General features: G+C 54.0%; 21 protein-coding genes and 1 pseudogene. 19 read left to right on the plus strand and 3 right to left on the minus strand.

The window, feature by feature from the left end:
• Positions 1 to 100: 100 nt before the first annotated feature.
• The 19 genes and pseudogenes from OGY67_RS13275 to OGY67_RS13365 all read left to right on the plus strand — a co-directional run bounded on the left by OGY67_RS13275 (position 101) and on the right by OGY67_RS13365 (position 20241).
• Positions 101 to 3391 (plus strand): phage tail tape measure protein, encoded by a 3291-nt coding sequence (locus OGY67_RS13275; protein WP_044700552.1) that lies wholly within the window; start codon positions 101 to 103, stop codon positions 3389 to 3391.
• Positions 3392 to 3724 (plus strand): phage tail protein, encoded by a 333-nt coding sequence (locus OGY67_RS13280; RefSeq protein WP_044700550.1) that lies wholly within the window; start codon positions 3392 to 3394, stop codon positions 3722 to 3724. It abuts the gene before it with no gap.
• 8 nt (positions 3725 to 3732) lie between these two features.
• Positions 3733 to 4428, plus strand: coding sequence for a phage minor tail protein L (locus OGY67_RS13285; protein WP_286574042.1), 696 nt, complete (start codon positions 3733 to 3735; stop codon positions 4426 to 4428).
• Between the two features lie 11 nt (positions 4429 to 4439).
• Positions 4440 to 5174 (plus strand): C40 family peptidase, encoded by a 735-nt coding sequence (locus OGY67_RS13290; protein WP_044700545.1) that lies wholly within the window; start codon positions 4440 to 4442, stop codon positions 5172 to 5174.
• Positions 5072 to 5749, plus strand: a complete 678-nt coding sequence (locus OGY67_RS13295; RefSeq protein WP_071681833.1) for a tail assembly protein — start codon at positions 5072 to 5074, stop codon at positions 5747 to 5749. The genes OGY67_RS13290 and OGY67_RS13295 overlap by 103 nt, the downstream gene beginning before the upstream one ends.
• Positions 5750 to 5821: 72 nt before the next feature.
• Positions 5822 to 9223, plus strand: a pseudogene (gene gpJ, locus OGY67_RS13300) (phage attachment tail tip protein J).
• Between the two features lie 41 nt (positions 9224 to 9264).
• Positions 9265 to 11208, plus strand: coding sequence for a prophage tail fiber N-terminal domain-containing protein (locus OGY67_RS13305; RefSeq protein WP_048214397.1), 1944 nt, complete (start codon positions 9265 to 9267; stop codon positions 11206 to 11208).
• 11 nt (positions 11209 to 11219) lie between these two features.
• A complete protein-coding gene (locus OGY67_RS13310) occupies positions 11220 to 11804 on the plus strand; it encodes a DUF4376 domain-containing protein (RefSeq protein WP_044700540.1) in 585 nt (194 codons plus the stop codon).
• Positions 11805 to 12039: 235 nt separating this feature from the next.
• Positions 12040 to 12768 (plus strand): MerR family transcriptional regulator, encoded by a 729-nt coding sequence (locus tag OGY67_RS13315; RefSeq protein WP_044700539.1) that lies wholly within the window; start codon positions 12040 to 12042, stop codon positions 12766 to 12768.
• Between the two features lie 203 nt (positions 12769 to 12971).
• Positions 12972 to 13406 (plus strand): nuclear transport factor 2 family protein, encoded by a 435-nt coding sequence (locus OGY67_RS13320; RefSeq protein ID WP_044700535.1) that lies wholly within the window; start codon positions 12972 to 12974, stop codon positions 13404 to 13406.
• A complete protein-coding gene (locus OGY67_RS13325; protein ID WP_044700533.1) occupies positions 13403 to 14122 on the plus strand; it encodes an SDR family NAD(P)-dependent oxidoreductase in 720 nt (239 codons plus the stop codon). The genes OGY67_RS13320 and OGY67_RS13325 overlap by 4 nt, the downstream gene beginning before the upstream one ends.
• A complete protein-coding gene (locus OGY67_RS23795) occupies positions 14119 to 15375 on the plus strand; it encodes an NAD(P)/FAD-dependent oxidoreductase (RefSeq protein WP_286574043.1) in 1257 nt (418 codons plus the stop codon). Before OGY67_RS13325 ends, OGY67_RS23795 begins: the two co-directional genes overlap by 4 nt.
• Before the next feature lies 1 nt (position 15376).
• Positions 15377 to 16099, plus strand: a complete 723-nt coding sequence (locus OGY67_RS13335) for a DUF1365 domain-containing protein (protein WP_044700528.1) — start codon at positions 15377 to 15379, stop codon at positions 16097 to 16099.
• On the plus strand, positions 16096 to 17316 hold the full coding sequence (locus tag OGY67_RS13340; RefSeq protein ID WP_044700526.1) for an SAM-dependent methyltransferase: 1221 nt from the start codon (positions 16096 to 16098) through the stop codon (positions 17314 to 17316). Before OGY67_RS13335 ends, OGY67_RS13340 begins: the two co-directional genes overlap by 4 nt.
• Positions 17313 to 17798 (plus strand): DUF2878 domain-containing protein, encoded by a 486-nt coding sequence (locus tag OGY67_RS13345; RefSeq protein ID WP_044700524.1) that lies wholly within the window; start codon positions 17313 to 17315, stop codon positions 17796 to 17798. Before OGY67_RS13340 ends, OGY67_RS13345 begins: the two co-directional genes overlap by 4 nt.
• Entirely contained in the window at positions 17795 to 18322 is a 528-nt protein-coding gene (locus OGY67_RS13350) for a chalcone isomerase family protein (protein ID WP_044700522.1), read from the plus strand. Before OGY67_RS13345 ends, OGY67_RS13350 begins: the two co-directional genes overlap by 4 nt.
• The gene (locus OGY67_RS13355) at positions 18319 to 18849 is read left to right on the plus strand and encodes a DUF3833 domain-containing protein (protein ID WP_044700520.1); all 531 of its coding nucleotides are present in this window, start codon (positions 18319 to 18321) and stop codon (positions 18847 to 18849) included. Before OGY67_RS13350 ends, OGY67_RS13355 begins: the two co-directional genes overlap by 4 nt.
• A gap of 13 nt (positions 18850 to 18862) precedes the next feature.
• A complete protein-coding gene (locus tag OGY67_RS13360) occupies positions 18863 to 19822 on the plus strand; it encodes a YbgA family protein (protein WP_046670535.1) in 960 nt (319 codons plus the stop codon).
• Between the two features lie 182 nt (positions 19823 to 20004).
• On the plus strand, positions 20005 to 20241 hold the full coding sequence (locus OGY67_RS13365; protein ID WP_044702835.1) for a hypothetical protein: 237 nt from the start codon (positions 20005 to 20007) through the stop codon (positions 20239 to 20241).
• Between the two features lie 304 nt (positions 20242 to 20545).
• Here OGY67_RS13365 and OGY67_RS13370 read toward each other — a convergent pair whose 3' ends face one another.
• The 3 genes from OGY67_RS13370 to hflD all read right to left on the minus strand — a co-directional run bounded on the left by OGY67_RS13370 (position 20546) and on the right by hflD (position 23697).
• Positions 20546 to 21214 carry an SOS response-associated peptidase gene (locus tag OGY67_RS13370; protein WP_044702837.1) on the minus strand — a complete coding sequence of 223 codons (669 nt, stop codon included), beginning with the start codon at positions 21212 to 21214 and terminating at the stop codon, positions 20546 to 20548.
• 467 nt (positions 21215 to 21681) lie between these two features.
• Positions 21682 to 23052, minus strand: a complete 1371-nt coding sequence (purB, locus tag OGY67_RS13375) for an adenylosuccinate lyase (protein ID WP_003832400.1) — start codon at positions 23050 to 23052, stop codon at positions 21682 to 21684.
• Between the two features lie 3 nt (positions 23053 to 23055).
• Positions 23056 to 23697, minus strand: coding sequence for a high frequency lysogenization protein HflD (gene hflD, locus OGY67_RS13380; RefSeq protein ID WP_003832401.1), 642 nt, complete (start codon positions 23695 to 23697; stop codon positions 23056 to 23058).
• Between the last annotated feature and the right edge of the window lie 14 nt (positions 23698 to 23711).

Genomic DNA, 23711 nt, shown 5'->3' on the forward strand with positions numbered 1-23711 from the left:
CAGAAGGTTCTGACAATAACCCGCCCCCTGTTAAATCACCCGCAGCAGCGAACCAGAGTCTGGATGCGCAGTGTGCGGCAGTCATGAAGGTATTAATGTAATGGGTGACGTTGCCTCTCTTGCCGTTGGGCTGCATCTGAATGCAGCGAACTTTAAATCGCAGCTGATGAGCGCCTACGGCAGCGCTGAGAGTCAGTCACGCCAGTTTAACCGCAATGCCCAGGCTGATGCGAAAAAGACGGAGGATGCCTATAAGCGTGTTTCTGCTTCGGTATCGGGGCTGGCAGGCAGGCTGGCAGGTTTTGCCGGGGCGGGTTTATCGCTGGGTACCATTATCAGCACCACGCGGCAGTACAGCCAGTCGTTGTCGGATTTGCAGGCTATCACCGGTGCCACCAGTGCGCAGATGAAACTGTACGATCAGGCGGCGCAGGAAATGGGCCGCACAACGGAATACAGCGCATCACAGGCCGCTGAGGCGATTAAGCTGATGGCTTCGGCAAAGCCTGAACTGCTGAGCACCTCTGCGGGGCTGACGGCGGCGACCAAAAGCGCGTTAACGCTGGCCCAGGCCGCTGGGACCACGCTTCCGGATGCCACCCGAACGCTGGCCCTGTCATTAAACCAGTTTGGGGCGGGAGCCAGTGAAGCCGACCGGTATATCAACGTGCTGGCTGCTGGCGCGAAATTTGGCTCGTCGGAGATAGCCGATACTGCTGCCGCGATTAAAAATGGCGGGGTGGCAGCGGCACAGGCTGGCGTTGGTTTTGAAACCCTCAATGCCGCCATACAGGTACTGGCGGAGCGCGAAGTGAAAGGCGGCGAAGCCGGGACCGCACTGCGCAACGTGATCCTGAATCTGGAGAAAGGAACGGATAAGACCCTGAAGCCTTCTGTTGTCGGGCTGAGCCAGGCGCTGGAGAATCTGGCGGGAAAAAACCTGTCAACAAAACAGGCCGTAAAGCTGTTCGGGGTGGAAAACCTCAGCGCAGCATCCATCCTGGTGCAGAACCGCGAGAAGGTGGAGTCGCTGACCGCCGCCCTGACCGGTACGCAGACCGCGCATGAGCAGGCCGAAATCAGGGTAAATAACCTGAACGGCGATCTTCTCAGCCTGACTTCGGCTTTTGAAGGTCTGATTATTAAGGTAGGACAGAGCGGAAACGGCCCGCTGCGCAGTGGTGTTCAGACCGTTACCGATGCCATTAATGGCCTGACGGATAATTTTAATACGGTCGCCAACGTTGCGCTGTATACACTGATTCCTGTTCTGGCGACAAAACTGACGGCAGGTATCAGGGGGAACATCGGTGCCTGGGTTGAGCAGCAGCAGGCAGTCAGGGCCAGCGCGATGGCGCAGGCCGATATGGCGCGAAAAACGCTGGAAAGTACCGCCGCTACGCTGGCACAGAATAACGCAGAATTCGGGCGTTATCGGGAAATGGAGAAAAGCGCCAGACAATTTGGCCTTAACGTGAGTTACCAGAGCGAGTTTAACCGCTTAATCCGCCAGGAAACCGAGCAGACACTGCTTTCCACCCAGGCAAAGAGCCAGCTGAATGCTGCCAATAAACAGCTTTCAATTTCAGCCCGCGCGGCCTCTGCAGCAGTAGGTATGGCCAGAGGGGCGCTGGCACTGGTGGGCGGTCCAGTGGGGGCGGCGATGCTTGCCGGTTCGGCGTTGCTCTATTTCCATAATCAGGCGAAGAATGCCCGCCAGTCAGCGATTGACCTGAAAAATGCTGTTGTTGAAACGAATGAAGAGCTAAAAAAACTGTCGCTTAACCAGCTCAACGTGAAGCAGCTGGACATTGATGAACAGTTTGAGAATCAGGTTATTCAGCGAAATAAACTGATTAAAGAAATTCAGGATGCGGAAAGCCGTATTGATGGATTGAGTGGCTTCGATCCGTTCGGACAACTTAAAGGCGTACAGAACGATAAAACCCGCTACAAAGGGGATCTGGATGCCGTTGAGCAGGGGTTAAAACTCCTCAAAGAACGGCAAAAAATTGTCAAAGAGGCCATAGAACACGCTAAATCAGGGAAAACCGATCCCACACCGAAGCCGGATAAACCAGGGAATGAAACAGGGAGTGATAAACCTGATACCCCCTGGACCGGGGAAGGCGGGGATACTGGTAAGGGGCAAAAGTCGAAGGTTAACCAGTATGAGCAACTGCGGCGTGAAATCGAAGCGGCGCATGCCTCCAGTCTCGGACGTATCAACCTGCAGGAGCAGGAAAGCGCCAGAAAACTTCTTGAAGCCGCCCGCGCTGACGGAGCCAGCGAGGCTGATATTCAGAAGACTTTGCTGCTGAATGCTGAAAACTATCAGAAACAGCGCCTCGAACTGGCAGAACAGTATGCGCCAGCCAGAGCAACTCTTACGAAAGAGCGTGAAGCGAGCCAGGAGCTGAAGTCGCTCCTGAATGCCCGTATTCTGGATGAAAAGGAATACCAGACGGCCAGAATCACGCTGGCACAAAGTACGGCCCGCGAACTGTTACAGGCACAGGCAGCGGCAATGTCTGCCCCTCTGATTGATATCGCCGGGACGGTTGATCCGCTGGCAGAACTGCGCAATCAACTGGCCGAGCGTCAGTCACTGCTGCAGGCGTTTTACCAGAACGATGCGATCAACAAAGAGCAGTACGAACTGTTGAAGCAAAAGGCGGATAAAGATTCCGCTGATGCGCAGTACCAGACGGCGGTGGAGCTTTATAAGTCGCAGGGAAACCTGAACAGCCTCGCCATTGGCCTGATGGAAACCACCCAGGAGCGAACCTCCAACATGCTGACCGGCATGCTGAATGGTACACAGACACTCCGGGACGGGATGATTGGGTTATTTTCCTCCCTGACACAGTCGGTGATTAAAAACCTTGTCGATATGGCAGCGCAGGCGCTGATTACCAACACCATCCTGAAATCCATTATGGGTATCGGCGGCAGTCTTTTTGGCGGCGCAGCCACCGCGAGCACCGGCACGGCCATCAGCAGTTTTAGTTTTAATGCGAAGGGCGGTGTTTATGACTCACCTTCATTAAGTGCCTACAGCAACGGCATCTATGACAGCCCGACCCTGTTTGCTTTTGCAAAGGGGGCTGGCGTGTTTGGTGAGGCTGGTCCGGAAGCCATTATGCCTCTGGCGAAAACGACTGACGGTAAGCTGGGTGTCAGGGCGCTGGGTGACCCGGGTTCCTCTGGTGGTGGTATGAATGGGGGGATTGCTTATTCACCTGTGTATCACATTGCCATTCAGAATGACGGGCAAAACGGGCAGATAGGGCCGCAGGCATCGCAGATGCTGGTCAAAATGATCGATACGCGTGTCATGAGTATCCTGAGAACTCAGGGACGTGATGGTGGCATGCTGGCGGGAGGATAAGTGAAAACCTTTCATTGGGCACCCAGGGAGGGGATGCCGTCTTCTGTTTCCCCTTCGGTGACAACCATAAAATTTGGGGATGGCTATGAGCAACGTCGCCCGACCGGACTCAACCATCAGTTAATTAACTTCCAGCCTGTTTTCCGTATCACGTCGGACAATTCCCGCACCGCACTTGAAGCGTTTCTGGTCGAGCATGGAGGATATAAAGCCTTTTTGTGGCGACCGCCAAAATACAACCGCACGATTAAAGTTGTCTGCCGGGAATGGTCTGTTACGGACAACGTCACGTATTCTGATTTCAGCTGTAAATTTGAGCAGGTCATTGCTTAAGGATCCTTATGCAGGATATACCTCAGAACACCCTCAACGAAACCACGAAAACCGAGCAGTCGGCCCGCATTGATTTGTGGGAAATCGACCTGACGGCCTTTGGTGGCCAGCGTTACTATTTTTCAAATGAAGCGAATGAGAAGGGCGAGCCGGTCACCTGGCAGGGGCGGAAGTATGACGTTTACCCTATACAGGGAACCGGGTTCGACCTGGTAGGGAAAGGGACTACCGCCCGCCCGACGCTGGCGGTGTCGAACCTGTTTGGCATGGTTACGGGACTTGCGGCAGATATGCAGAGCCTCGTCGGGGCCACGGTGGTAAGGCATGTTGTGTACGCCCGTTTTCTCGATGCGGTGAACTTTACAGGCGGCAACCCGGAGGCCGATCCGGAACAGGAAGTAGTCAGCCGCTGGGTGATTGAACAACTGTCAGAGCTGAAAGCCACCACGGCGACCTTTGTGCTGGCCACGCCGACCGAAACGGACGGCAGCGTGTTTCCGGCGCGGATCATGCTGGCTGATGTCTGCAACTGGACCTACCGTTCTGAGGAGTGTGGGTATGCCGGGCCGCCTGTGGCGGATGAATTTGACAAACCCACGGCAGACCCGGCAAAAGATGCCTGCAGCAAATGCCGTACTGGCTGCGAGCTGCGTGATAACCTGCCGCGCATCGGCTGCTTCCTCCCGATTAACCGTCTCTCCTGATGGATACACCCATGAACAAAAATATCCTGGCGCATGCCGCTGCGTGTGCGCCGGCTGAATCGTGCGGCTATGTGGTGAAGACGTCTGCCGGGGAGCGGTATTTTCCCTGCCAGAATCTTTCCGCTGAACCGACAATGTATTTCCGCATGGATCCGGCAGATTACCTTCAGGCGCAGGTGGCGGGCGATGTGGTGGCCCTGGTCCACAGCCATCCCGATGGCCTGCCGAATCTCAGCGATGTTGATCGCCGCCTGCAGGTGCAGAGTGGCCTGCCGTGGTGGCTGGTCTGCGATGACCGGATATACAAATTTCGCTGCATGCCGTTCCTCACCGGGCGGGCATTTGAGCATGGCGTGACGGACTGTTACACCCTGTTCCGTGATGCGTACCATCTGGCGGGGATTGAGATGCCGGATTTTGCGCGGAGGGAGGACTGGTGGAAGCAGGGGGATAATCTGTATCTGGATAACCTGGAGGCGACAGGCTTTTACCGGGTGAATGCCGCAGAGGCACAGCCCGGAGACATTCTGATTTGTTGTTTTGGTTCATCGGTTGCCAACCATGCCGCGATTTACTGCGGCGACGGGGAACTGTTGCACCATATTCCTGACCAGCTCAGTAAACGCGAGAGGTATACCGACAAATGGCAACGCCGCACACACTCCATATGGCGACACCGGGCATGGCACGAGTCTGCCTTCACGGGGATTTACAACGATTTGGCCGCCGCTTCAGCCTCAGTATAAAAACGGGGGCCGAGGCCATTTACGCGCTGGCCATGCAGATACCGGGCTTCCGGCAGAAAATGAATGATGGCTGGTATCAGATACGCATTGCAGGCCTGGATGTGAATGAAACCAGCCTGTCAGCCCGTCTGCACGAGCCGCTGCCAGACGGTGCCATTATTCATATTGTCCCACGCATGGCTGGGGCTAAATCCGGTGGTCTGTTCCAGGTGGTGCTGGGAGCAGTGGCAATAGCCGCGTCCTTTTTTACAGCAGGAGCTTCACTGGCAGCCTGGGGAGCAGCGTTATCTGCCGGTGCTATTTCAGCATCTTCAGTCCTGTTTTCTATGGGAGCGGCCATGATGCTGGGGGGGGTAGCGCAGATGCTGACACCCCAGGCAAAAATCCCCTCATCCCGGCAGACCGACAACGGCAAACAGAACACTTATTTTTCGTCGCTGGACAATCTGGTGGCGCAGGGTAATGCCCTGCCGGTGTTGTACGGTGAAATGCTGGTCGGCTCCCGCACAATTTCCCAGGAAATCAGCACACGGGATGAAGGTGGTGGGGGGCAGGTGGTGATCATCGGTCGCTGACATTCTTGCAGCATATTTGTATTTGCAAAGAACCGCCTCCGGGCGGTTTTGTCGTTTCAGAGGGAACAGATTATGGGTAAGGGGGGTGGCAGCAGTAAAACGCCGCATGAGGCTCCTGACGACCTGAAATCCAGCCAGATGCTGACGGTTGTTGATGCCATCTGCGAGGGGCCGATTGAAGGTCCTGTGGACGGGCTGAAAAGTGTCAGAATTAACAAAACGCCGGTCCTCGACAGCGACGGTAACGCGATGGTTCACGGTGTCACTGTGGTTTATCGCGTGGGGGAGGATGAGCAGACCGCGATGGAGGGGGTCGAAGACTCCGGCGCTGAAACCCTGCTGGGTGTGGAGGTGAAGAAGTCAGAGCCAGTGACCCGCACCATTACCACCAAAACGCTGGACCGTCTGCGCTTTACCTTTGGTGTTCAGTCGCTGGTCAGCACCAGTACCAAAGGTGACCGCAACCCGACCAGCGTACAGATGCTGATCCAGTTTCGGCGGGATGGGCTGTGGCGAACGGAACGGGATATCACCATTACGGGGAAAACGACCACGCAGTTTCTGGCATCCGTGGTGATTGATGATTTACCGCCCCGGCCTTTTGAAGTCCGCATGCTGCGCCTCACTGATGACAGTACGACAGACCTGCTGCAGAACAAAACGGTGTGGTCAGGCTTTACCGAAATCATCGATGTGAAACAGTGCTACCCGAACACCGCCGTTATCGGGGTAAAAGTGGATGCGGAGCAGTTTGGCAGCCAGCAGGTCACGCGAAACTATCTCCTGCGCGGGCGCATTGTGCCGGTGCCGTCAAATTACGATCCGTTAAAGCGTACTTATACGGGACTCTGGGACGGGACGTTTAAACCTGCCTGGACAGATAATCCGGCCTGGTGTGTGCTGGATATGCTGACTCACCCGCGCTATGGCATGGGAAGCCGCATTGCTGTTGCCGATGTCGATAAGTGGGCGCTGTATGCCATTGCACAGTACTGCGATCAGCCTGTTCCTGACGGTTTTGGCGGGACAGAGCCGCGTATCACCTGCAATGCGTATCTGACGGACCAGCGTAAAGCGTGGGACGTACTGGGGGACTTCTGTTCCCTGATGCGCTGCATGCCGGTCTGGAACGGCAGTACCCTGACGTTTGTGCAGGACCGGCCCGCCGATAAAGTCTGGACCTATACGCAGAGTAATGTGGTGATACCCGCTGACGGTGCGCCGTTCATCTACAGCTTCAGCGCACTGAAAGAGCGACACAATGCCGCCGAGGTCCGTTACACCGACCCGAACAACGGCTGGGAAACGTCCACCGAACTGGTGGAAAACGACGCTGCCATCCGGCGCTACGGTCGCAACGTTCTGAAGATGGATGCATTCGCTTGTACCAGCCGTGGGCAGGCGCACCGCGCCGGACTGTGGGCCATCACCACCGAATTGCTGGAAACGCAGACGGTGGATTTTTCCGTAGGGGCTGAGGGGCTGCGACATGTTCCCGGAGATATCATTGAGATCTGAGACAGTGATTATGCCGGTGTGACCGTGGGCGGACGAATCCTGTCGGTCGACAGCCTTACGCGCACGCTCACGCTGGACCGTGAGGTGGAGATACCGCCAGGCGGCAATGTGGTGCTGAACCTGGTGGGCAGCGATGGTCAGCCTGTTACCGTCGCAGTTACCGCGCACCCCGCCCCGGACTCCGTGACCGTCAGCCAGTTACCCGATGGCGTGGCGGAGTACAGCGTGTGGGGGCTGAAACTGCCGGACCTGCGCCAGCGCCTGTTTCGCTGTGTGGCCATACGGGAAAACGATGACGGCACGTATGCCATTACCGCCGTACAGCATGTCCCGGAGAAAGCGAGCATCGTGGACAACGGGGCGACGTTTGATCCGTTACCGGACACCGGTATCACGAATACGCTGCCTGCCGTGCAGCACCTGACCACAGAGATTCTGGCAGAGGAGGGGCAGTATCAGGCGCGGGCGCGATGGGATACCCCGCGTGTGGTTAAGGGGGTTAACTTCTCCCTGCGCCTGACGGTGAAAGCGGAAGATAACAGCGACCGGCTGGCCAGCAGCCTGATCCTGACAAAAACGGAGCATACTTTCCGTAACCTGACGCCGGGACGTTACACCCTGACGGTGCGGGCGGTGAACAGCCAGGGCCAGCAGGGCGATCCGGCCAGCACGGATTTCAGCATCGCCGCGCCGGCAGTACCGTCTTATGTTGAGCTGACTCCCGGCTATTTTCAGATAACCGCCACCCCGCGCCAGGCGGTATATGACCCCACGGTGCAGTATGAATTCTGGTTTACAGATACGCAGATTGCCGATACCCGCCAGGTGGAAACCGATGCGCGTTATCTCGGCACCGCGCTGTACTGGATTGCGGCCAGCAGCAGTATCAAACCCGGCAAGGATTATTACTTCTATATCCGGGCCGTGAACCAGGTCGGGAAATCGGCGTTCGTGGAGGCTAAAGGGCAGGCCAGCAACGATGCGGCGGGCTACCTGGATTTCTTCAAAGGGAAAATCACCGAAAGCCACCTGGGGAAAGAGCTGCTGGAGAAGGTGGAGCTGACGGAAGACAACGCCAGCAGGCTGGATCAGTTTTCGGAAGAATGGCAGGACGCGAACGGCAAATGGAATGCTATGTGGGGTGTGAAGATAGAGCAGACCAAAGACGGGAAGCACTATGTGGCTGGTCTGGGCCTGAGCATGGAAGACACGGAAGAAGGGAAGGTAAGCCAGTTCCTGGTGGCAGCAAACCGTATCGCGTTTATCGACCCGGCAAACGGCAATGAGACCCCGATGTTTGTGGCTCAGGGTAATCAGATATTTATGAACGAGGTGTTCCTCAAATATCTGACGGCTCCCACTATCACCAGTGGCGGGAACCCGCCGACCTTTATGCTGACACCTGACGGAAAACTGACTGCCCGTAATGCGGATATCAGCGGCCATATTAGTGCGAATTCTGGTGCTCTCAACAATGTGACGATTGAGGAAAACTGCACCATAAAGGGGACGCTCCGGGCCGAGCGTATTCTTGGGGATATTGTTAAGGCAGCGGGCAGGCAGTTCCCTTACTTCATAACCAGTAACGGTGAAAAACGGTACGCCAACGGGACACTGACAGTCGTGATTGAAGATGACCAGTCTTTTGACCGACAGGTTTCCATTCCTGGGATTACCTTTCAGGGTGCAGCGTATGACAGCCAGACCAGTAATGACGTATGGGATGACTGTACGCTGACTGTCAGGAAAAACGGGGTGGAGATATACAACCAGACAAGCAGAGGTGTACCGGCCGTTTTTACGCGGACACTGGATATGCCTGCCGGGAGCGGACGGATGACGCTGAGTTTCAGTGTCAATACACATGGTAACAGCAGCGGCTGGCCATATTCCCGAATCAGTGACCTGCTGGTTATTGTGACGAAAAAGTCATCAGCCGGGATAACAATCAGTTAATGACAGAAACCGCCTTCGGGCGGTTTTTTTATGGAGGAATTATGGCAGTACTTATCTCTGGAGTGCTCAGAGACGGGGCCGGCAAACCGGTTCAGAGCTGCACTATTCAGCTGAGTGCCAGGAAAACCAGCCCGACCGTTGTGGTTGAGGTGACTTCATACTCTATTACAGGAGCGGACGGTCACTACAGCATTGAGGCTGAGCCGGGTTATTACAGTGTGTCACTGTTGCGGGAAGGTTTTCCTCCCTCAGTGGCCGGCGATATTTATGTGGCCCCGACCGATGCGCCGGATACCCTGAATGCGTTTCTCGATGCGCCAAAGGATGCAGACCTGCGTCCGGAGGTGATGAAACGTTTTGAGGAAATGGTAAACCGCGTTGTGGATTTGAGCGGTGCAACAGAGAAGGATCGGAAACTCGCTGAACAGGCCGCACAGTCAGCAGCGCAGAGCAATGATGCGGCAGCATTGTCTGCAATGGCTGCAACAGAGTCACAGCGCCAGGCGGCACTCTCTGCGGATGCTGCTGATGATTCTGCCCGGTCTGCTGCAGATAATGCCCGACAGACAGCGCAGAACGTTCTGGCCAGCAGTGTAGATGCTGACAGTGCGGCAAAGTCGGCACAGACAGCGACGGAACAGACCGGAAAGGCAAAGATCGCCGCTGATGCGGCACAGAAAGCGCAGCAGGAGGCAGGCGCTTCGGCACAGTCTGCAGCGGGGAGTGCCGGAAGTGCATCTGCGTCAGCACAAACAGCGGGTGAGCATGCCGGTAATGCAGCCGCATCTGAAACCTCAGTGCGTGAAAACGTCCTCACGGCTATACAGGCTGCAGAACAGGGGGATAACAGCGCTGCAGCTGCAGCGCTAAGTGAACAGCATGCCAGGGAGTTCTGTGAAAAGGCTGCTAAATCAGAGACTGAGGCAGCAGGCAGTGCACAATCGGCTTCCTTAAGTGAAGCATCAGCATTGCAGGCTGCGAAAACTGCTGAGAATCAACAAAATGCAGCCACTGAGAGTGCCACTCGCGCAGAGCAGGCCAGAGATGAGGCCCTGACGCTGCGCGATGAAGCTCAGGAAGACGCCCTGAATGCCCGGAACAGCGCACAGGCTGCTGCTGCCAGTGAGAAAGAAAGTGGACAGGCAAGGGATGAAGCACAGCTCCTTGCTGAACAGGCAAGGAGTGCAGCCTCAAAAGCCGCCGCTGAGACCATTAAAGAGATACAGGAAAGTGAAGACCTCAGTGGTCCGCCAGGCCCGCAGGGGCCAGAAGGTGCAAAAGGTGAAAAGGGTGATACCGGATTAACGGGGGCAACAGGACCAACTGGCCCTGTGGGTCCGCAGGGACCGGCAGGCGCAAAAGGCGAAAAAGGGGACAAGGGTGATTCCGGGTTAACGGGGGCAACAGGACCAACTGGCCCTGTAGGTCCGCAGGGGCCGGCAGGGGCAAAAGGTGACAAGGGTGATACCGGATTAACGGGACCCACAGGACCAACTGGCCCTGTGGGTCCGCAGGGACTGGCAGGCGCAAAAGGCGAAAAAGGGGACAAGGGAGATATCGGATTAACGGGGGCAACAGGACCAACTGGACCTGTAGGTCCACAGGGGCCGGCGGGTGCAAAAGGTGACAAGGGTGATATCGGGTTAACGGGAGCAACAGGACCAACTGGCCCTGTAGGGCCTCAGGGACCAGCAGGCGTACCAGCAGGTGCTCTTCATGCTGTAGGTACGTTTGCGCTGGCATATATGCCAGCGCCTGGAGGGAGAGGTACTAATCCAGGTACAAGTTATTCGGGGGGAAGTTTAATAGCGTGTGGAATTATCAGCAACAGCGACGCTAAAGCGTCGTTTTGTATTACGGGTAGTAGTGGCAAATATACTTTGCCGGGTACATGGCGTTCGTGTGGAATTGCATCGAGTTCTTCTGAAGGTCTGGCTGGGACTAATTTGGGTTACTATGCAGGCATTTTTCAGCGAATCTCATAAAAGGAGATTGTATGAACATTGAGGTCATTCAGGCTCCTGAGTGGGCGAATAAAGAACATACAGCGATTAATTGTAGTGTTAAATTTGCAGAGTTTGATGAGTTTCTGCCGTTCACTGCATGCCCGAATGATTTTGAGGAGCATGGGCGCCGTATCTACAGCGAGCTTGAATCAGGAAAGTATGGACCTGTCGCCCCTTTTATTGTGACTGACAAGATGGTGGAGGATTTACGAAATCAGAAACTGGCTGAAATCAGCAACTGGCGGGACGTTCAGGAAAACGCCAACATTATTTTTGAACTGGACAATCGCCGGTGGGATGGAGGCAAAGTATCGCAGGAGCGTCTTGCACCCGTGGTTATGGCTGGTAGAACAGGAAAGTTACCTGAGGGATTTTTCTGGACCGATGCGGATAACCACGACGTTCCCGTAAATTTTGCGTTCCTGCAACAACTGGAGGCAGCGATGATGCAGGCAATGGTAGTGCACGGCTTCAGTATTCACGAACGGCAGAGGCAGATGAAATCGGAGGTAGCGTTACTTACAGATGTTAATGCCATTGCTGAATATCCAGTTGGCTGGAGTGAGAGGAAGTAATGTGCTGGTTCACCTTTCTAAATGTCTAAATTGTATTAACTTAGATCTGACATGACACAGCTATGGCACAGACCTGAACCTAGTCTGATAGGCAGGTCTGTGCCAGAAGCGGACCTGTCGTGGTTTGAAAAGCCTCCTCGTGAAGTGGCCAGCTTTTATCGACCATTTCAGTTAGAGTTTATTCCGGCGTAGTTCGTAGTATATTGAGAGTATTCTTTGTTATCAGGTGTTCTGTATGTCCTATTCCATCGGTGAATTTGCGCGGGTTTGCGGAATAACCCCCACGACGCTGCGTGCCTGGCAACGTCGTTATGGACTTCTCAAACCACAGCGTACAGATGGTGGGCACCGGCTGTATAGCGATGACGATATCCAGCTGGCGCTTAAAATTCTCGACTGGGTGAAAAAAGGTGTACCGATAAGCCAGGTAAAACCGCTGCTGGCCCGCCCTGATGCGCGGCGAACGAATAACTGGCTATCTCTGCAAGAGAGTATGCTGCAGCGCCTGAACGAAGGGAAAATTGAATCTCTGCGCCAGCTTATTTATGACGCTGGCCGCGAGTATCCTCGCCCTGAACTGGTGAGTGAGGTATTGCGCCCTCTGCGAAGCCAGGTCTCGGCCAACGTGCCGGCTATCATGACGCTGCGTGAAATCCTCGATGGTATTATCATCTCTTACACCTCGTTTTGCCTGGAAAGGGATAAGCGTGCGCCGGGTGATAACTACCTGATTACAGGCTGGCATCTTACCGACCCCTGCGAGATCTGGCTTGAAGCGCTTGGTCGCACTGGACAAGGACATCGCATTGATGTGCTTCCTGTAGCGCCCGCGATGCTCGCGCCTGAAATTTTCCCCGAGCGAAAATGGCTGTTGGTTACGTCCGGCAAACTCACCGCAGCACGTAAAAAACAGATAGACCTCTGGCAACAACAGGTCAACTTCCTCGAAGTGATCCCGCTTTAATCTTCAGTCATTACCGTTCCTGTGAGTCGATTAGCCACTGCCTTAGTGGATCCCAGATAATCTCGCTCAAAAAAATAAAACTTAATTCATTGAATTAAATGTGTTTATAAAAATTACCCAGCCAAAACTTGGACAAAACAAAGTGTTTGTGTAAGTTTTAATTATGCCACATACGTGTTGTGGTCCACATAAGGGTAAGAGCTATGCGCGCGCAGCCATCCGTTATTAACAGGTTTGTGGATTACTACGCCAGTCTGGATCGCCAGCCCGCCGCCGCACTTGCCGGGTTGTACGACGAGCACGCGGTACTTGTCGATCCCTTCGGGGAACATAACGGGCTGTTTGCCATCCAGCGCTATTTCTCGCATCTGCTGGGGAATGTGAACACCTGCCGTTTTGCCATTGGTCCTCCGCTGTGTGAGAGCGGACGGTTTGCCGTGACGTGGACCATGTACTGGTCGCATCCGCGTATTGCTGGCGGAGAATTACGATCCTTGCCGGGATGTTCAATGGTCGGGACGCATAACGAGAAGATTGTTCGCCAGCGTGATTATTACGATGCCGGAGAGATGCTTTATGAGCATCTGCCGCTGTTGGGCTGGGCCGTCCGCGGCGTTAAAAGGAGGGTGCGCGCATGATGACAGTCCTCATTACTGGCGCAAGTTCCGGGATTGGTGCCGGGCTCGCAAAGTCATGGGCCGATGACGGCTGTCACGTGATTGCCTGTGGCCGCAATCCAGAAAGGCTGGAACAGCTGCGCCAATCCCACGCCAATGTCACAGTACGCCTGTTCGATATGACAGACAAAGACGCCTGTCGCCAGGAGCTGGCGGACTGCAAACCCGAACTGGTTATTCTCTGCGCCGGAACCTGCGAATATCTCGACCACGGCTGGATAGATGCCGAGAAGGTTGAACGGGTGATGGCGACGAATTATCTGGGCCCCATCAACTGCCTGGAAGCGCTTCAGACGCAGCTAACCTCCGGTAGCCGCGTGGTGCTGGTCAGTTCGATGGCCCACTGGATGCCGTTTCCTCGGGCTGAAGCCTATGGCGCGTCTAAAGCGGCGCTAACCTGGTTTGCTAACAGTTTGCGTCTGGACTGGGAGCCGAAAGGTGTCGCCGTGACTGTCGTTTCGCCAGGATTTGTCGATACCCCGCTTACCCGTAAAAACGATTTTCCTATGCCCGGTCAGGTAAGTGTAGAGCAGGCGGTGAAGGCGATTCGTCATGGCCTGGCGAAAGGGAAAAACCATATTGCCTTTCCGTCGGGTTTTGGCGTGTTGCTGCGTGTGTTGGGCGGGCTACCTGAGCGTCTCCAGCGCGCGTTACTGCGCAGGATGGTGCGTTCATGAAAATAGCTATCATTGGCAGTGGGATTGCCGGATTAACCTGCGCCTGGCGTCTGGCCGGACACCATCAGGTGACGCTTTTTGAAGCGGCGTCGACCCCTGGCGGCCATACTGCGACAGTGGATGTGGCGACTCCGCACGGGAGTTTCGCGATTGATAGCGGCTTTATCGTCTATAACGACCGAACCTATCCGCGTTTTATGGGCTTGCTGAGCGAACTCGGCATTCAGGGGCAAAAAACGCAGATGAGCTTCTCGGTGCATAATCCGCAAAGCGGTATGGAGTATAGCGGTCATACGCTGACTTCATTGTTTGCCCAACGTCGAAACCTGGTCAACCCCGCATATTGGGGAATGCTGAAAGAGATTGTCCGTTTTAATCGTCTGGCGAAACAGGCATTAAATGAGACCGATGTGAACGCGACGCTTCAGACTTTCCTCGACCAGCACCACTTCAGTGTGTTCTTTGCGCGGCATTATATTTTGCCGATGGGCGCGGCCATATGGTCATCTTCACTTCAGGAGATGCGCCGTTTTCCACTGGAGCTGTTCTTACGGTTCTTTGAGCACCATGGCTTGTTGGATATCTGGCATCGACCGCAATGGTATGTGGTGCCGGGCGGATCGCGCGAATACATTCGTGTCATGCTGGCGAAGCTGGGCGATCGTCTGAAATTGCACCTCAATTCACCTGTTCAGCAGGTTATTCGCTACGACAGCGGCGTCAAAATACAATTGGCAGGATCAATACAGACATTTGATCAGGTGATCTTCGCCTGCCATTCCTCGCAGGCTCTGGCTGTACTTGAGGATGCGACCCCTGCAGAACGCGACGTGCTGGGCGCAATTGACTGGCAACGTAACGAGGTTGTGTTGCACTGCGATCGCCGCTGGTTACCGGTATGCGAACGCGCTTGGGCAAGCTGGAATTACCGCCTGAGTGAGCAAGATAGGGCCCGCGCTTGCGTCACCTATAACATGAATATTCTCCAGGGATTACCTGAAGGAAGCCCGCTATTTTGCGTGACCCTCAATCCGGACATCCCCATCGACGACCGCTTCGTCTGGCGACGCTTTGTTTACGAGCATCCGTTGTTTAACCCTGAAAGCTGGCGGGCGCAGGCGCGTCGCGCTGAGATCAACGGTCAGCATCGGAGCTGGTTCTGCGGTGCTTACTGGTACAACGGTTTTCACGAAGATGGCGTACGCAGTGCGCTGGATGTGGTACACGGCATTGCTGCAGGAGAGGGGAGCTAAGATGAACAGCTGCCTGTACCACGGCGTATTACGCCACCGACGCCTTCAGCCGACCACGCACCAGTTTACTTATCAGGTGTTTATGGCTTGGCTCGATCTGGACGAGCTCGCTCAGCTTCCGGGCGTGGGCGTGAAACGTAATCGCTTCGCTGCAACTACTTTTCATGATGCCGATTACCCGCTGGGAACCCCGTTAAAAGAGAACGTACTGAATCAGCTTGCCAGCCTGACAGGCGAGCGTCCTGAAGGTCGCGTGATGCTCCTGACGCAGTTGCGCTATTTCGGTTTTCATTTTAATCCGGTCAATTTTTACTACTGCTATGACCGCGCGCAGATCCTGCGCTGGGTGCTGGCGGAGGTCCGCAATACGCCGTGGAATGAGCGTCATTACTACGCCGTAGATGCGCAGGAAAAGCGACCACTGGAAAAAGCGTTCCATGTATCGCCGTTTAATCCGATGGATATGGTCTATCACTGGCGATTTAACTCGCCGGGTAAAACGCTGCATATGCATATCGAAAACCATCAGGCAGAGAAAATTTCTGATGCCACCCTGATGCTCAAACGCGAGCCGTTGACGCCGGCAAGTTTACGCACGTTGCTGCGACGACTGCCGATGATGACGCTGAAAACGGTGTCAGCGATTTATTGGCAGGCGCTACGACTGTGGCTCAAGCGAGTCCCTCTCTACAATCATCCCGTGAGCAGGAGTGAACGATCATGATCGATCCCACCTTTGCGCTTGAACCCGATATTCCGCGCAACCTGCGTGTTGCGCGTTGGTTCCTTTTTCGTATGCTGAGCGGCCTTCGTCAGGGTTCAGTCACGGTGCGGGAAGGGGCCCAGGTCTTTCATTTTGGTGATGTTTCGGCTGAATTACGCGCCGACGTACATATTGTTTCGCCCACGGTGTATTGGCGGGTGTTGACGGGGGGAAGTCTTGCAGCGGCAGAGTCCTGGATGGATGGAGAGTGGGAAACGCAGCAGCTCACTACGTTATTGCAAATATTTGCGCTCAACAGCACCCTGCTGGGGCGGCTGGAAAGTGGATTTCGCCTGCTTGGCCGACCCGTTGAGCGTTTACGTCATTGGACGCGCCGCAACCATCGGCAACAGGCAAAAGAAAACATTGCCGCGCATTACGATCTCGGCAATGCCTTTTACGCGCACTTTCTGGATGAGGATTTACTCTATTCCAGCGCCTTGTTCACCTGCCCCGAGCAGTCGTTAGCGCAGGCTCAGCAGGCCAAAATGGCGCGACTTTGCGAACAGCTGGCGCTGACCGCGAATGATCATCTGTTGGAAATTGGGACCGGCTGGGGAGCGATGGCGGAATACGCCGCGCGTCATTACGGATGTCGGGTGACCACCACGACCCTGTCGCAGGAGCAGTTTGCCTGGGCGAAAGCGCGCATTGCCCGAGCTGGTTTACAGGAGAGAGTCACCGTATTGCTCTGCGACTACCGCGACCTGACCGGGGAATTCGACAAACTGGTATCAGTTGAAATGATCGAAGCGGTGGGGCAGCGCTATCTGCCGACGTTTTTCCGTACGTGTCAGGCGCGCCTGCGCCCTGGGGGCAAAATGGCGCTTCAGGCGATTACCATTCAGGATCAGCGCTTTCGCGATTACAGCAAAAGCGTCGATTTTATTCAGCGCTATATCTTTCCGGGAGGTTTTTTACCCAGCATCACCGCGATGAGTGGGCTGATGACAAAGCACACTGACTTTGTGGTTCGCAACCTGTTCGATATGGGGCCCGACTACGCCCGGACCCTTGCGCACTGGCGACAAGGATTTGTTCACTGTTGGCATGAAATTGAAAAGCTGGGCTTTGATGAGCGTTTTCGCCGTATGTGGTTGTACTACTTCGGTTACTGCGAAGCAGGTTTTAACGCCCGTACAATCAGTGTGGTGCAACTGACGGCGGAGCGTCCATGAACCGCCATTTACAGGTCTTTCTCCTGGCTGTCGGGTTCGATTTGTACTGGTTCATGGTGGTGTTATTTCGTGAGCGCGGTCTGGTGTTATGGCTTGGTCTGGCTATTCTGGCCTGCTTCATGTTGCCTGCTGCGCAACGACTGTGCGCGTTAATGCTGACAGCTGCGGGCAGTGGTCTGGATGCGTTGTGGGCGCTGACCGGGTTGATCGATTTTCGCGGCGAAGCATTGTTGCCGTTATGGATGCTTGCGCTCTGGCTCATGTTCGCCGTCATGTGGACGCACCTCACCTGCTCGACCTCTTTGCCAGGATGGCTGCTGGTAATAATGGCCACCGGTGGAGGACCGATCGCTTATCTGATAGGAGAGCGTTTGGGTGCCATTACTTTTCTGGAGCCGACATTTATCGTGCTCGGTTTAATGGCGACGGGCTGGCTGGTGTTGATGCTGTTTTTTCATATTTTTATGGGGAAACACCAATGAAACTTGCCTTACTGATACTGCTGGGAGTAATGGCGATTGCGCCGTTTGCAGGTGCCACAGACTGGTTAAGCTGGCGGAAAGTCGGTGATGCTACGCTCACCTGGGGGCCATTCACGATCTATAACTCACAATTACGCACCCCGGATGGGCGCTATCGTGGGTTGAAAGAGGATCAGGCACTGATTATCACCTATCAGCGCAATATTGAACGGCAAGAACTGGTGGATGCTACCCGCGAACAGTGGCGAGCGCAGGGTATTTTGGCACGGGAGGCGCAGAGTGAGTCCTGGCTTCGCATGTTGGGTGAGCTATGGCCTGACGTTGCGCCGGGTACGCAACTGGTTTTTGTCTTCCAGGATAAGCAGGGGCAATTTTGGTATCGCTTGTCAGTGGCACAAAGGCATTTCATCCCGCTTGGCCCACCACAGTCGGCGGCGTTCAGCGAAAACTTTCTCGCTATCTGGCTGGGTTCCCGTACGCAATATCCTGAGCTGCGGCAGCAGCTCACTGGAGGTAATAAATGAAACGTTTATTAGCCCTAAGCTTACCGCTGATGATGCAACTTTCTGGCTGTAGCGCCGAAATTACCGAGTATCGCCAGCAGCAGCCGACGCTGGATATCTTTCAGTATTTTCAGGGAGAAACGCAAGCATGGGGGATGGTTCAGGATCGCAGCGGTAAACAGCTTCGTCGTTTCCATGTCGATATTAACGGCGATGTGGTGGGGGACACATTGACCCTCAATGAACGCTTTGTGTACGACGATGGAGAGAAGCAGCAGCGTGTGTGGCATATCCGTAAAATCAGCGCCGATCGTTACGAAGGTACTGCTGGCGATATTGAAGGCGTGGCGAAGGGGCAAACAGCGGGCAACGCGTTCAACTGGCATTACAGTATGAATGTGAAAGCCAGCGGCAGAACCTGGTTGCTGAATTTTGATGACTGGATGTACCTGCAGGATGCTAACCATTTGTTTAATAAAACTGAGATGAAGAAATTTGGCCTCACCGTCGGCACGGTGACGCTCTTCTTCTCCCGTAAAACGCACTAGCGAGGAAGACGCCATGAAAACGCAACCCATCGTTGGGATCAGCGGCTGTTTAACGGGGTCTGCCGTCCGATTTGACGGCGGGCATAAGCGGGCAGAGTTTGCGATGGTGAAACTGGCCCGTTGGGTGACTTTCCAGCCTGTTTGTCCGGAGATGGCGATAGGCTTGCCTGTCCCACGACCGGCGTTGCGCCTCGTACAAACAACTATCGGGGATATTCGCATGCGTTTTAGCCACGCACCTCACGAAGACGTTACCGACAAAATGGCTGACTTTTGTCTGAGCTATCTGTCAGGGTTGGACACACTGTCGGGTTTTATCGTCTGTGCCAAATCCCCCAGCTGTGGCATGGAACGAGTGCGTTTATATGATGAAAAAGGTAATCGCGGGCGCAAAGACGGGGTGGGAGTTTTTACAGCCGCGCTGATGGAGAAATATCCGTGGCTGCCGGTTGAAGAGGATGGACGGCTGCACGATCCGGTTCTGCGTGAAAACTTCGTCGAACGGGTTTTCGCGCTACATGAGCTCCATACGCTGTGCAAAAATGGCCTGACGCGGCGGGCGCTACTGAATTTTCATAGCCGTTATAAACTGCAATTGCTGGCTCACCATCAGGCCGGATACCGGGAAATTGGCCCATTTGTCGCATCACTGCATGAATGGGACGATCTGGAGGCTTTCTTTGCGGTCTACCGCGATAAATTAATGACAATCCTGAAGAAACCTGCCTCACGTAAAAACCACACTAACGTGCTGATGCACATTCAGGGGTACTTCCGTAATCAATTAACAATGCGCCAGCGCGGCGAGTTGCGCGAGGTTATCCTCAATTATCGCGCAGGGATACTGCCTATCCTGGCCCCGATGACGCTGCTTAAACATTATCTGGTGGAATACCCGGACGACTACCTGCTGACGCAGAATTACTTTGATCCCTATCCGCAGGATTTAGCATTGCGACTGAATGTTAATTAATCATGCCTGATAAGCTGAACCGAGCAGCATGATAATTAATGTCGTGTTCGCCCCCTTTAATTTCCGTTTAACGCTCACAGCGGACCTTCAGCTCAGTGACCTGGTCCGCTTCGTGCCAGGAGCGGACGTTGCTAACATCGTGATATATTAATTCATGGATGGCAGTCCATGGGGATAAAATTATGAAGCACGAGCTGTGGACAAATGAAGCTGGTTTAGATTTGTTTTGTCTTGCCGGTCCACTGGGAGACTCTGCTCGGAAATTGCTGGATCTGGACTACAGATTAGTGTGGACATGTGATGCAGACTCGCACCTTGAAGCAATGAAAAAATATTATACGTTCCGTAATTGGGGTGAATATCAAACTGATTTCCCTGAACAGGATAGTAAGACCTACAAAGAAATGGGATGGGAGTAAAAAGCACAAAATCCACAACCTAGCCGCTCTTATTCTCATGTCTCTACGACGTCCGCTCCTCGCTCATAGCGGACCTCATCGGCAGTAAAAGCTTTATCATCGAGGTTTGCCAGTAGTGGTAGCGTGTTGAATGTGCCGGCGGCAAAACTTGGATTTTTGGCGAAAACGCTTCTCTAAAACTAAAATCAAAATTTAGATAATCAATGAGTTGTAAAAGATAACCACTAAATGTTATTGAAAGTAAAAGCGTGATAATTTCAATTATATCAAATGGTTGCTATGATATTGGCGATATAATGCTGCGTCATATTTGCTGGATTAACTGTGAGCCCTGATTTTTCACATTCCCAACGGCACGTGTCACGGCGTGCCATATAAATTTATCAGCCGGCATGGAACCGTCGGTCGCAATTTCCGCAGCTTCTTTCCCTCCAATGTCCTGCCTCATCCACTCGCGAGCAGCATCTGGTGACAGTACCAACGGTCGCCTGTCGTGAATATCTACCAGTCCTTTATCGGCAGTAGCCGTCACTATCAGAAAACCTTCTGCTTCATCTCCACGTTCAAATGGTGTGCTGCCAATTGCCGCCATGAATATTGGCTGACCATCGGCTTGATGAATGAAGTAGGGTTGCTTCTTGTCACCTACCTTTTTCCACTCAAACCAGCCATCGGCAAAGCAAATTGCGCGACCATGTTGCCAGAGTGGTTTAAACATTCTGCTGTTAGCCGCAGTTTCAGAGCGTGCGTTAATTAGCGGTGGTTTATCCCACCACCCGGGGGCGTATCCCCAGATAACTGGATCAAGATGAAGTTTCTCGTCACGTTCGCTCAGCAGCAGAACTTTGGTGCCTGGCGCCACGTTGAATCGCCCGATCGGTTCAGGGTCATATGGGATATCACGTTCAGCTTCTTCAGCGAGCAGGGCGAGATAGTCCTCACGTGTCATTGACTGTGAAAAGCGTCCACACATAGAAACCTCCAGCCAACTGTCAGACTGAAAGTATAGGATATTGAGTAGAACGATAGGATTTGAAGCTCCACACCACCAATATTCCATTATGGCTTTTAGCTTCTCGAGGTTGCTAAATGGCAGATAGACCACTACCCATTTTTACTTTTTTGGGGCAAATTTGGGGGCAAAAATTAGCTTGGGGCATGATTTGGGGCGATGAAATGACTCATATTGCCCGCAATTGTCTAAGATGGTTTTTTATTAACTAATTGATTTTATGATAATTAACTGTATTTGCTAATTTTACAAAATCAATTTTATAGTCTAACGCTGATTATGTGGCTGTGGGGATAAACATTTAATAAACCGGGGGAAGGGATAATATCGCAGGCAATAAAAAAGCCGGAGGCGCTGATGCTTTCCGGCTTACTACGATATGAACGGAAGGCCGGAACAGGCGCAAGCGCGCTCCGGTATCAAACAGATTACTTCAGTTCATCAACCATGGTGATGGCGCGACCAATATAATTGGCAGGCGTCATTGCTTTCAGGCGAGTTTTCTCTTCTTCCGGCAGCGCCAGACCGTCGATAAACTGCTTCATACCTTCGGCGTCAACGCGCTTACCGCGGGTCAGCTCTTTCAGCTTCTCGTACGGCTTCTCAATACCGTAGCGACGCATCACGGTCTGAATCGGCTCTGCCAGAACTTCCCAGTTATGGTCCAGTTCATCCAGCAGATGATCGCGGTTCACTTCCAGTTTGCTCACGCCTTTCAGCGTGGACTGATAGGCGATCAGCGCATAGCCAATACCTACGCCCAGGTTACGCAGAACGGTAGAGTCAGTCAGGTCACGCTGCCAGCGGGAGACCGGCAGTTTGCTCGCCAGGTGCTGCAGAACCGCGTTAGACAGACCCAGGTTACCCTCGGAGTTTTCGAAATCGATGGGGTTAACTTTGTGCGGCATGGTGGAAGAGCCGATTTCACCCGCGATAGTTTTCTGTTTGAAATGGTTCAGCGCCACGTAACCCCAGACATCGCGGTCAAAGTCGATCAGGATGGTGTTGAAACGGGCGATGCAGTCAAACAGCTCGGCAATGTAGTCGTGCGGCTCAATCTGCGTGGTGTACGGGTTCCACTGGATGCCCAGCGAGGTGACAAACTCTTCGCTGAACTGATGCCAGTCAACTTCCGGGTAAGCAGCGATGTGGGCATTATAGTTACCGACTGCACCATTGATCTTACCAAGAATTTCAACCTGGTTGAGCTGACGATACTGACGCTCCATACGGTAAGCCACGTTAGCCATTTCTTTGCCTAGCGTAGACGGGGTGGCTGGCTGACCGTGGGTACGGGAGAGCAGAGGAATATCGCGATACTGAACAGACAGATCTTTCACCGCGTCGATAAGCTTACGCCAGTACGGCAGAACCACTTCGTCGCGTGCGGTTTTCAGCATCAGCGCGTGAGACAGGTTGTTGATGTCTTCTGAGGTACACGCAAAGTGGATAAATTCGGAAACAGCGTGCAGTTCCGGGATATCCGCCACTTTCTCTTTCAGGAAATACTCAACTGCCTTCACATCATGGTTGGTCGTACGCTCAATGGTTTTGATGCGCGCAGCATCTTCTTCATTGAAGTTAGCGACGATCGCATCAAGGAAACCGATTGCGTCGGCAGCAAAAGCAGGAACTTCCTTGATCGCTGCGTGCGCGGCCAGTTTTTGCAGCCAGCGTACTTCAACCTGTACACGGAATTTCAGCAAACCGTATTCGCTGAAAATCCCGCGCAGCGCGCTGACTTTATCGCCGTAGCGTCCATCGACAGGGGAAACGGCGGTCAGTGAGGATAATTCCATAGATCACAACTCCGGGGTTAAATGAGCAAGAATTTGTTTTGCCTGAGTCGTCAGGCGATTACGAGAAAACATGAGTTGCAGACGGCCTCCACCAACCTGATGCCAGAGCACGGCAGCACGGATGCCAGCCAGCAGCGAAGCGCGTACTTTAGCCTGTACCTGTGGGCTCTGAAGGATGGCCGGAGAACCCGTGACCTGAATACGCGGGCCGAGTGGGCTGATGACGTCAACATAAATGCCAGCCATCGCACTCATCAACGTTTCTGACTGCAAATCAAAATGGTCCAGCTGGCGCTGCAAGCCGCTAATACGGTCTCCCAGCGTGTCCATAGCGCCCTTGGCCGCTGACAGCTTACGCTCCAGCACCATCAGGCTTAGCGTATAGCGGGTGAGTTCCGCGTTCAGTCCCTGACGACTACTGGCGTTCAGCACGCCAAGCAGCGTTTCAAGGCCAAGACGCAGGTTGGCTTCGCTGCCGCCAAACACGCCCAGCGTAGAGCTGGGATTCATGTCGATGACACTGTTCAGTGAAACGTGTAATGCATCGGCATCACAATGCCCCTGGTGCGCCAGTTCCTGCACCAGGCGTGCCGACTGACAAATGCCTGCCAGGGCGAGGGTGATGTCATAATAATTCTTTGCCACGTTCACTGCTTCCT

This window comes from Citrobacter sp. Cpo015 (assembly GCF_030333035.1).
Taxonomy (GTDB): Bacteria; Pseudomonadota; Gammaproteobacteria; order Enterobacterales; family Enterobacteriaceae; genus Citrobacter; species Citrobacter portucalensis.